Origin of the sequence: Cellulomonas algicola, assembly GCF_003851725.1 — a bacterium.
In the GTDB taxonomy this organism is placed as follows: domain Bacteria; phylum Actinomycetota; class Actinomycetes; order Actinomycetales; family Cellulomonadaceae; genus Cellulomonas; species Cellulomonas algicola.
In genome coordinates, this window is record NZ_BHYL01000152.1 from 1 (window position 1) to 10,387 (window position 10,387).

Here is a 10,387-nt window from a genome sequence, read left to right on the forward strand (position 1 = left end):
GCCCGCAGCCGCGCGGCGTCCGGTCCCGCGGCCAGGACGCCGCGCGAGGACGACGCGAGGACCTGCCGGCGGGCGGCGCCGAAGACGGCCGTGAGCTCGCGCGGGCCCGCGCCCTGCGCGCCGACCCCCGGGGCGAGGAGGGGGCCGTTGACCGCGGTCAGGTCCGTGCCGGTCCGGGCGGCCGCGTCGCCGACGGTCGCGCCCACGACCAGGCCGATCGAGCCCATCGGGTCGACGCCGGCGTTGAGCGCCGCGGCGCGCGCCGCGATCGTCGCTGCCACGGTCGAGCCGTCCGCGGTGCGGGCGTGCTGCACCTCGGGGCCCTCCTTGTTCGACGTCAGGCACAGGACGAACAGGCCGCGGCCCGTCGCGAGCGCGGCGTCGACGGCCGGGTCGAGCGATCCGAAGCCCAGGTACGGCGAGACCGTGAGCGCGTCCCCGGCGAGGGGCGAGCCGTCCCGCAGGTACGCGTCGGCGTAGCCCGCCATGGTCGAGCCGATGTCGCCGCGCTTGGCGTCGACCACGACGAGCGTGCCCGTGCGGCGACCCTCGGCCACGACCTCCTCGAGCACCGCGACGCCCGCGGAGCCGTGCCGCTCGAACAGCGCGGCCTGCGGCTTGACCGCCGCGACGTGGCCGGCGACCGCGGCCATCAACGTCGACGCGAACGCCCGCAGGCCGGCGGCGTCGTCGGTCAGCCCCCAGTCCGCGAGCAGCACCGGGTGCGGGTCGATGCCGACGCACAGCGGGCCGTGCGCGTCCATCGCGGCGGCCAGGCGCGCGCCGAACGGCTCGCTCGCGGTCGCGTGACCGGACGCGTCGGCGCCCGCCAGGCCCGTCACGCGGTCACCACGGCCGCCTGCGCGCGCCGCTGGTCCGCCGCGGCGTCGTGCTCCTGCAGGCTCGTCACCGTGAACGGCCCGGCCTGCGCGGCCTCGATCGCCTGCACGGCCGCGCCGAGCTGCTGCACGGTCGTGACGATCGCCTTGTCGGCGGCCGTCGTGGCCGCGCGGATCTCGTAGCCGTCGGCGCGCGCGCCCTGGCCCGACGGCGTGTTCACGACGATGTCGACGTCGCCGGCCGTGATGAGGTCGACGATCGTCGGCTCGCCGTCGACGCCCCGGCCGGACGAGTACTTGCGCACGACGCGCGAGCGGATGCCGCTGCGGTGCAGGACCGCCGCGGTGCCCTCGGTCGCGAGGATCTCGAAGCCGAGCTCCGCGAGCCGCTTGACCGGGAAGACGATCGAGCGCTTGTCCCGGTCCGCCACGGAGATGAACGCGGTGCCGCTCGTCGGGAGGCCGCCGAACGCCGCCTCCTGCGACTTCGCGAACGCGGTCGGGAAGTCGACGTCGAAGCCCATGACCTCACCCGTCGAGCGCATCTCCGGCCCCAGGACCGTGTCGACGACGACGCCGTCGGCGGTGCGGAACCGCTTGAAGGGCAGCACGGCCTCCTTGACGGCGACCGGAGAGTCGAGGTCGAGCACGCTCGCGTCCTGCACGGGCAGCAGGCCCGCCGCGCGCAGGTCCGCGATGGACCGGCCCGCCATGACGAGCGCCGCGGCCTTCGCGAGCGAGACGCCCGTGGCCTTCGAGACGAACGGCACGGTCCGCGACGCGCGCGGGTTCGCCTCGAGGACGTAGAGCACGTCGGAGACGAGCGCGAACTGGATGTTGAGCAGGCCGCGCACGCCGACGCCCCGGGCGATCGCCTCGGTCGACAGGCGGATGCGCTCGAGCTCGGACGTCGACAGCGTCACCGGGGGCAGCGCACACGCCGAGTCACCGGAGTGGATGCCGGCCTCCTCGATGTGCTCCATGACGCCGCCGAGGAACAGCTCCTCGCCGTCGAACAGCGCGTCGACGTCGATCTCGATCGCGTCGTCGAGGAAACGGTCGATGAGCAGCGGCGGGAGCGTCCCGGCGCGGCCGCCGTCGGCGGCGTTGTCGAGAGCACGCTGCACGTACTCGGCGAGCTGGTGCTCGTCGTAGACGATCTCCATGCCCCGACCGCCGAGGACGTACGAGGGGCGCACGAGCACCGGGAAGCCGATCCGACGCGCGGTCTCGCGCGCGCCGGCGAGCGTCGTCGCGGTGCCGAAGGCCGGCGCGGGCAGGCCCGCGGCCTCGAGCACCTTGCCGAACTCCCCGCGGTCCTCCGCGGCGTCGATCGCCGACGGCGGCGTGCCGAGGATCGGCAGACCGGCGTCCGCGAGGCGCTGCGCGAGCGACAGGGGCGTCTGACCGCCGAGCGTCACGATGAGCCCCGCGACGGGACCCGCGGCGAGCTCCGCGTGGTAGACCTCGAGCACGTCCTCGAACGTCAGCGGCTCGAAGTACAGGCGGTCCGAGGTGTCGTAGTCCGTCGAGACGGTCTCGGGGTTGCAGTTGACCATGACGGTCTCGAACTCGCCCTTGAGCGCCAGCGCGGCGTGCACGCACGAGTAGTCGAACTCGATGCCCTGGCCGATGCGGTTCGGCCCCGAGCCGAGGATGAGGATCGCGGGCCGCTCGCGCGGCCGCACCTCGGTCTCCTCGTCGTAGGAGGAGTAGTGGTACGGCGTGAGGGCGGCGAACTCCGCGGCGCACGTGTCGACCGTCTTGTAGACGGGCCGCAGGCCCACGGCGTGCCGGGCGCCGCGCACGGCGTCCTCGGTCGTGCCGCGCAGCTGCGCGACCTGCGCGTCCGACAGACCGTGCCGCTTGGCGTGCGCGAGGACCTCGCGGGTCAGCGCGGGCGCCGCGGCGGTCTCGGCCGCGACCTCGTTGATCAGCTGGACCTGGTCGAGGAACCACGGGTCGATGCCCGTGAGCGCGTACACCTCGTCGACGTCCACACCGGCGCGCAGCACCTGCTGCACGTCGATCAGACGCCCCTCGGTGGGCCGGCCGATGGTCCCGAGCAGCGCGTCGAGTGCCTCCCCCGTCGCCGGCTCGCCGGCCCAGTGGAACACCGAGCCCTTCTTGTCGATCGACCGCATCGCCTTGCCGAGCGCCTCGGTGAAGTTGCGGCCCAGCGCCATGGCCTCGCCGACGGACTTCATGGTCGTCGTGAGCGTCGGGTCGGCGGCGGGGAACTTCTCGAACGCGAACCGCGGCACCTTGACGACGACGTAGTCGAGCGTCGGCTCGAACGACGCGGGCGTCGAACCCGTGATGTCGTTCGGGATCTCGTCGAGCGTGTAGCCGACCGCGAGCTTCGCGGCGATCTTCGCGATCGGGAAGCCCGTCGCCTTCGACGCGAGGGCCGACGACCGCGACACGCGCGGGTTCATCTCGATGACGACGACGCGGCCCGTCGTGGGCTCGACCGCGAACTGGATGTTGCAGCCGCCGGTGTCGACGCCGACCTCGCGGATGACCGCGATGCCGATGTCGCGCAGCTTCTGGTACTCGCGGTCGGTGAGCGTGAGCGCGGGCGCGACCGTCACCGAGTCGCCGGTGTGCACGCCGACCGGGTCGACGTTCTCGATCGAGCAGACGACCACGACGTTGTCGTGCTTGTCACGCATGAGCTCGAGCTCGTACTCCTTCCAGCCGAGGATCGACTCCTCCAGGAGCACCTCGGTGGTCGGCGAGTAGTGCAGGCCCTGGCCGACGATGCGGCGCAGGTCGTCCTCGTCGTACGCGATGCCCGAGCCGAGGCCGCCCATCGTGAACGACGGTCGCACGACGACCGGGTAGCCGAGGTCCTCGACCGCGGCCAGGGCGTCGTCGATCGTGTGCACGATCGCCGACCGCGCGGACTCGCCGCCGCAGACCTCGACGACCTGCTTGAACTGCTCGCGGTCCTCGCCCTTCTGGATCGCGGGGATGTTGGCGCCGATGAGCTCGACGTCGTACTTCGCCAGGACGCCGGCCTCGTCGAGCGCGATCGCCGCGTTGAGGGCCGTCTGGCCGCCCAGCGTCGGCAGGATCGCGTCGGGGCGCTCCTTGGCGATGATGCTCGTGAGGACCTCGGTCGTGATCGGCTCGACGTACGTCGCGTCGGCGAACTCGGGGTCCGTCATGATCGTGGCGGGGTTCGAGTTGACCAGGACGACCCGCAGGCCCTCCTCCTTGAGCACGCGGCACGCCTGCGTCCCCGAGTAGTCGAACTCGCACGCCTGGCCGATGACGATCGGGCCGGACCCGATGACCAGGACGCTGGAGATGTCGGTGCGGCGGGGCATCAGGCGGCACCCTTCGTGGTCGGGTCGTCGGTGCCGGTCATGAGGCCGACGAAGCGGTCGAACAGGTAGGCGGCGTCGTGGGGACCCGCGGCCGCCTCCGGGTGGTACTGGACGGAGAACGCCGGCAGGTCGAGCGCGCGCAGGCCCTCGACCACGTCGTCGTTGAGGTCGACGTGGCTCACGACGACCCGGCCGTAGCGGCCGCCGTCGTGCGGTGCGGTGGACTCGCCGTCGAGCGGCGCGTCCACGGCGAACCCGTGGTTGTGCGCCGTGATCTCGACCTTGCCCGTGGCCCGGTCGATCACCGGCTGGTTCACGCCGCGGTGCCCGTAGCCGAGCTTGTAGGTGCCGTAGCCGAGCGCGCGGCCGAGCAGCTGGTTGCCGTAGCAGATGCCGAAGAACGGGATCCTGCGGTCCAGCACGTCGCGCAGGAGCTCGACCTCGTGCGTCGCGGCCGACGGGTCGCCGGGGCCGTTCGAGAAGAACACGCCGTCGGGCTGCGTCGCGAGGACGTCGTCGATCGTCGAGGTGGAGGGCAGCACGTGCACGCGCACGCCGCGCTCGGCGAGCCGCTGCGGGGTCATGGCCTTGATGCCCAGGTCGACGGCCGCGACCGTGGCGACGGGCGTGTCCAGCGGCGTGCCGTCGGGGCCGAGCGCCTCGACGACGTACGGCTCGTCGGTCGAGACCTCACCGGCCAGGTCGGCGCCGACCATGGCGGGTGCCGTGAGCACCTCGTCGAGCAGCTCGTCGACCGGCCGGCGGTCGCCCTCGGGACCGACCAGCGCGTCGCCCGAGAAGACGCCCGCGCGCATGACGCCGCGCTCGCGCAGGTGCCGCGTGAGGGCACGCGTGTCGACGCCGCTGATCCCGACGACGCCCTGCGCGTCCAGCTCCTCGTCGAGGGTGCGGCGCGCGCGCCAGCTCGACGACCGGCGCGCGGGGTCCCGCACGACGTACCCGGCGACCCAGATGCGCCCCGACTCGGGGTCCTCGTCGTTCACGCCGGTGTTGCCGATGTGCGGCGCCGTCATGACGACGATCTGCCGGTGGTACGACGGGTCGGTCAGGGTCTCCTGGTAGCCGGTCATGCCGGTGTTGAAGACGATCTCGCCGAGGGTCCGGCCGGTGGCGCCGTACGCCTGCCCGGCGAACGTCCGGCCGTCCTCGAGGACGAGCACTGCGTCGGTCATGGTGTCTCCTCCTGCCCGGCGGGGGCGCCGGGCGTGTGGTCGATGAGGGCGGCGACGGCGTCGACCAGCGCGGGGCGGTCGGCGGCGTGCCGGGGGCGCAGGCCGGTGTCGAGGCCGCGCGGGTCGTCGGGGTCGGGCTGCCAGGTGAGGACGACGAGCCCGTCGCCGCCGACGACCTTGCCCGCGATGCCGGGCGCCGTGCCCGCCGCGCGCAGGGTGCCGGCCGGGACGAACACGTCGGCCGCGCCGGTCCGGGTGATCCGCACCCCCGCGTCGTGGACCGCCACGACGGCCGGGCTGCGGACGCCGAGGTCGTGCGCGACGACCCGGTCGAGCCAGTCACCGGCGCGCGTCGACGACACGTACAGCGCCTCGACGGGACCGAACCGGGTCTCCCCCAGGTCGGCGGGCTCGGTCGGCAGCGACGGGACGACCTCCTCGGTGCGTCGTCGTCGGGCCCGCCAGCCGGAGCGCATGCCCCACAGCGCGAGCAGCGCGAGCGCGACGCAGCCGGCGACGGCGAGCGCGGTGCGCATCAGCGGACCACCGCCGCGTCGCACGGCTCGCCGTCGAGGACGGTCGCGCGGCCGCGCAGGAACGTCGCGACGACGCGTCCCGGCAGCTCACGTCCGCGGAACGGCGAGTTGACGGCCTTGGTGGCCTGCTGCGCCGGGTCGACCGTGGTGCGCGCGGCCGGGTCCCACAGCACGAGGTTGGCGGGCTCACCGACCGCGATCGGGCGGCCGTGGTCGGTGACGCGGCCGATCCGGGCGGGCGCCTCGGACAGGACGCGTGCGACGTCCGCCCAGGTGAGGCGGCCGGTGTCGACCATCGTCTGCTGGACGACGGACAGCGCGGTCTCGAGCCCTGTCATGCCGAACGCGGCAGCCGCCCACTCGCAGTCCTTGTCCTCGCGCGTGTGCGGCGCGTGGTCGGTCGCGACGATGTCGATCGTGCCGTCGGCGAGCCCGGCGCGGACCGCCTCGACGTCCGCGTCGGTGCGCAGCGGCGGGTTGACCTTGAACACCGGGTCGTAGCCGCGGGCGAGGTCGTCGGTGAGCACCAGGTGGTGCGGGGTGACCTCGGCGGTGACGTCGATGCCGCGCGACTTGGCCCACCGGACGATCTCGACCGAGCCGGCGGTCGAGAGGTGGCAGACGTGCAGGCGCGACCCGACGTGCTCGGCGAGCAGCACGTCGCGCGCGATGATCGCCTCCTCCGCGACGGACGGCCAGCCGGTCAGCCCGAGCTCGGCCGAGACGACGCCCTCGTTCATCTGCGCGTTCTCGGTGAGCCGCGGCTCCTGCGCGTGCTGGGCGACGACGCCGTCGAACGCCTTGACGTACTCGAGCGCGCGCCGCATGAGCACCGGGTCGTGCACGCACTTGCCGTCGTCGGAGAACACGCGCACGGCGGCCTCGGACTGGGCCATCGCGCCGAGCTCGGCGAGCTGCTCCCCCGCCAGGCCGACGGTCACCGCGCCGACGGGGTGCACGTCGACCCAGCCGGCCTCGCGGCCGAGCCGCCAGACCTGCTCGACGACGCCCGCGGTGTCCTGCGTGGGCGAGGTGTTGGCCATGGCGTGCACCGCGGTGAACCCGCCGAGTGCCGCGGCGCGCGTGCCGGTGCGGATCGTCTCGGCGTCCTCACGGCCGGGCTCGCGCAGGTGCGTGTGCAGGTCGACCAGGCCGGGCAGCAGCACGAGACCGGTGCCGTCGACCTCGGTCGCGTCGTCACCGGCCTGCGCGCGGGCGTCCGCGCCGATCGCGGCGAGCACGCCGTCCGCGAGGAGCACGTCGACGGGATCCGCGCCCAGCGGGGCGACGGACGTCAGCAGGTACCGGGGGTTCACGCGTCCACCTTCGTCGTCGGGGCGGGCGACTCGCCCGCGAGCAGCAGGTACAGCACGGCCATGCGGACGGCGACCCCGTTGGCGACCTGCTCGACGATCACCGCGCGCGGCGAGTCGGCGGCGTCGGCGGAGATCTCCAGGCCGCGGTTCATCGGTCCCGGGTGGAGCACGATCGCGTGCTCGGGCAGCGCCGCGAGGCGGCGCGCGTCGAGGCCGTAGCCGCGGGTGTACTCGAGCGGGCTCGGGAAGAACCCGCCGCCCGCGCTCGACATCCGCTCGCGCTGGACGCGCAGCATCATGACGGCGTCGGGCTTGTCGTCGGCGATGACCTCGTCCAGGTGGTACGAGACCCGCGCGGGCCACGCCTCGACGCCGACCGGCACGAGCGTCGGCGGCGACACGAGCGTGACGTGCGCGCCGAGCGTGTGCAGGAGCTGCACGTTCGACCGCGCGACGCGGCTGTGCAGGACGTCGCCGACGATCGCGACGCGCAGGCCCGCGAGGTCCTGGCCGCTCACGTCGGCGCGCCCGCCGTCGCCCACGAGGTGGCGGCGCAGCGTGTACGCGTCGAGCAGCGCCTGCGTCGGGTGCTGGTGCGTCCCGTCGCCCGCGTTCACCACGGCGCCCGACGTCCAGCCCGCATGCGCGAGCGTGTGCGGTGCACCCGACGCCTGGTGCCGGATGACGACCGCGTCCGCGCCCATGGCCTGCAGCGTGAGGGCCGTGTCCTTGAGCGACTCCCCCTTCGAGACGCTCGACCCCTTGGCCGAGAAGTTGATGACGTCGGCGCTCAGCCGCTTGGCGGCCGTCTCGAACGAGATGCGCGTGCGCGTCGAGTCCTCGAAGAACAGGTTGACGACCGTGCGGCCGCGCAGCGTCGGGAGCTTCTTGATCTCGCGCGCCTGCGTCGCGGCCATCTGCCCGGCCGTGTCGAGGATGCGCACCGCGTCGCGGACGTCGAGGTCCGAGGCGGACAGCAGGTGCCTCATCGGGTCCCCCCGTCGATGACGACGGCGTCGCGGCCGTCGGTCTCCTCGAGCAGCACGCGCACCCGCTCCGTCGTGGAGGTCGGGAGGTTCTTGCCGACGTAGTCCGCGCGGATCGGGAGCTCGCGGTGGCCGCGGTCCACGAGCGCGGCGAGCTGGACAGCGCGGGGGCGGCCCAGGTCGCTGATCGCGTCGAGCGCGGCGCGGATCGTGCGGCCCGAGTAGAGGACGTCGTCGACCAGGACCACGACGCGCCCGTCGAGGCCGCCGCCCGGGATGTCGGTCGCGCCGATCGTCCGCGTCGGCTGGTGGGCCAGGTCGTCGCGGTACATCGTCACGTCGAGGCTGCCCGCGAGCGCGGCCGGGTCGAGGCCGGGCTCGACGTCGGCGAGGCGCTGGGCGAGCCGGCGCGCGAGCGGGAGGCCGCGGGTCGGGATGCCGAGGAGGACGACGTCGTCGCCGCCCTTGTTGCGCTCGAGGATCTCGTGGGCGATGCGGGTGAGCGCCCGGCCGATCTCGGGGGCGCCGAGCACGACGTTGGCGTGCTCGAGGCTGCCGCTGGACGCGGGCATGCCTGTGCTCATGCGGACTCCTTCCCCGCCTCACGGGACGGGTCTTAAAGGACGCTGGTGGTGCTCGGATCTTAACCCGCGCCCCCTGCCGGAGCGGGGTGCCGTCTCATGCGCGCGGCGGGTCCGTGACGAGCGTCACGGGCGGGGGGGCGACGGCGCGGGCGAGGACCTCGACGAGGAGCGGGCGGACGACGTCGGGCGGGAGGGCCTCGAGGGTGGCCATGACGGCGGCGAGGTCGTCGGGGAGGCCGTCGGTGAGGACGTGCTGCGCGAGGGCGGGGTCGGGGGTCGCGGGGCCGCGGCCGCGCACGTCGGCGGCCGCGTCGTGGAGGGCGGTGGCGAGGTCGTCGGCGACGCGTTGCGTGACGGGGGTGATCGTGAGGTGAGCGGTGCGGGGCAGGACGGTCCCGTCGGGCTGGGTGAGGGCGGGCTGGGCCTGGGCGAGCCAGCCGCGGCGGCGCAGGGCGTCGACGAGGTGGAAGGGGTCGACGCGGTCGGCGTCGGGGGCGTCGTCGTCGGTGGCGAGCGCGAGGAGGGGTCCGGTGGGCCGGCCGACGACGCGCAGTCCGGCGATGGCGGTGGCGGCGTCGCGCAGCCGGGTGGTGGCGTCGCGGGTCTGGGCGACGAGCGCGGCGAACCCCTGGTCCCCGAGCGCCTCGACCACGGCCCACGCGGCGGCGAGGCCTCCCGCGGACCGGGAGCCGAGGACGGTGGGGTTGACGACCGGGTAGCCGGGCCAGGCGGTCGTCGCGAAGTACTGGGCGCGGTGCCGGGCGGGGTCGCGGTAGAGGACGACGGAGGCGCCCTTGGGGGCGAAGCCGTACTTGTGCAGGTCGGCGGAGATCGAGGTGACGCCGTCGACGGCGAGGTCCCACGGCGGGACGTCGTCGCCCCACCACGGCAGGACCCAGCCGCCGATGCAGGCGTCGACGTGGCAGGCGACGCCGCGGTCGGAGGCGCCGGCGGCGACCTCGGTGACGGGGTCGACGACGCCGAACGGGTAGCTGGGGGCGCTCACGACGACGAGGGCGGTGCGGTCGTCGACGGCGGCGAGGACCGCGTCGGCGTCGGGCGTGCCGCGGGCGGGGTCGACGGGCACGGGGACGACGTCGAGGTCGAGGTAGGCGGCGGCCTTGTGGAACGCGGGGTGGGCCGTCGTGGGCAGGACGAGGGTCGGCCGGGCGTGGACGCGGGCCGGGTCGGCGGCGCGCCAGGTGTCGCGCGCGGACTTGACGGCGAGCAGGCAGGACTCGGTGCCCCCGGTCGTGACCGACCCGGCGGTGTCGGGTCCGCCGTGCAGGACGTCGCGGGCACGGGCGACGAGGCGGCTCTCCAGGGCGGCGACGGACGTGAACGTGGTGGGGTCGAGGCCGTTGACGGGCAGGAACAGCTCGACGGCGCGGGCGGCGACGGCGTCGAGGTCGGCGCGACCGGAGTCGTACACGTAGGACAGGACGCGGCCGCCGTGCGTGGGCGGGTCGACGCGGCGCAGGTCGGCGAGGTCGGCGAGGACGTCGGCGGCGGGCCGGCTCGTCCACGCGCGGGTCACGCGGCCACCCCCGTCGTCGGGGCGTCGACGACCGCCTCGGTGAGCCGGTACCGGCGGAGCG

General features: G+C 74.5%; 8 protein-coding genes. All 8 read right to left on the reverse strand.

Annotated features, from left to right (window positions below; all coding sequences use genetic code 11):
- A partial coding sequence (gene pyrF / locus CTKZ_RS10895) for an orotidine-5'-phosphate decarboxylase (protein WP_124342978.1) occupies positions 1 to 764 on the reverse strand: 764 nt, incomplete at its 3' end.
- A 74-nt stretch (positions 765 to 838) separates the two neighbouring features.
- Positions 839 to 4,174: a carbamoyl-phosphate synthase large subunit gene (carB, locus tag CTKZ_RS10900; protein WP_124342972.1), complete on the reverse strand. Its 3,336-nt coding sequence runs from the start codon at positions 4,172 to 4,174 to the stop codon at positions 839 to 841.
- Positions 4,174 to 5,367 (reverse strand): glutamine-hydrolyzing carbamoyl-phosphate synthase small subunit, encoded by a 1,194-nt coding sequence (gene carA, locus CTKZ_RS10905; protein ID WP_124342973.1) that lies wholly within the window; start codon positions 5,365 to 5,367, stop codon positions 4,174 to 4,176. The genes carB and carA overlap by 1 nt, the downstream gene beginning before the upstream one ends.
- Positions 5,364 to 5,903, reverse strand: a complete 540-nt coding sequence (locus tag CTKZ_RS10910; RefSeq protein WP_124342974.1) for a PH-like domain-containing protein — start codon at positions 5,901 to 5,903, stop codon at positions 5,364 to 5,366. The genes carA and CTKZ_RS10910 overlap by 4 nt, the downstream gene beginning before the upstream one ends.
- Positions 5,903 to 7,219: a dihydroorotase gene (locus tag CTKZ_RS10915; RefSeq protein WP_124342975.1), complete on the reverse strand. Its 1,317-nt coding sequence runs from the start codon at positions 7,217 to 7,219 to the stop codon at positions 5,903 to 5,905. Before CTKZ_RS10915 ends, CTKZ_RS10910 begins: the two co-directional genes overlap by 1 nt.
- Positions 7,216 to 8,208, reverse strand: a complete 993-nt coding sequence (locus CTKZ_RS10920) for an aspartate carbamoyltransferase catalytic subunit (RefSeq protein WP_124342976.1) — start codon at positions 8,206 to 8,208, stop codon at positions 7,216 to 7,218. The genes CTKZ_RS10915 and CTKZ_RS10920 overlap by 4 nt, the downstream gene beginning before the upstream one ends.
- Positions 8,205 to 8,789 (reverse strand): bifunctional pyr operon transcriptional regulator/uracil phosphoribosyltransferase PyrR, encoded by a 585-nt coding sequence (pyrR, locus tag CTKZ_RS10925; protein ID WP_281357116.1) that lies wholly within the window; start codon positions 8,787 to 8,789, stop codon positions 8,205 to 8,207. The genes CTKZ_RS10920 and pyrR overlap by 4 nt, the downstream gene beginning before the upstream one ends.
- A 94-nt stretch (positions 8,790 to 8,883) precedes the next feature.
- Complete coding sequence (locus tag CTKZ_RS10930) at positions 8,884 to 10,326, reverse strand: pyridoxal phosphate-dependent decarboxylase family protein (protein WP_124342977.1); 1,443 nt, start codon at positions 10,324 to 10,326, stop codon at positions 8,884 to 8,886.
- Between the last annotated feature and the right edge of the window lie 61 nt (positions 10,327 to 10,387).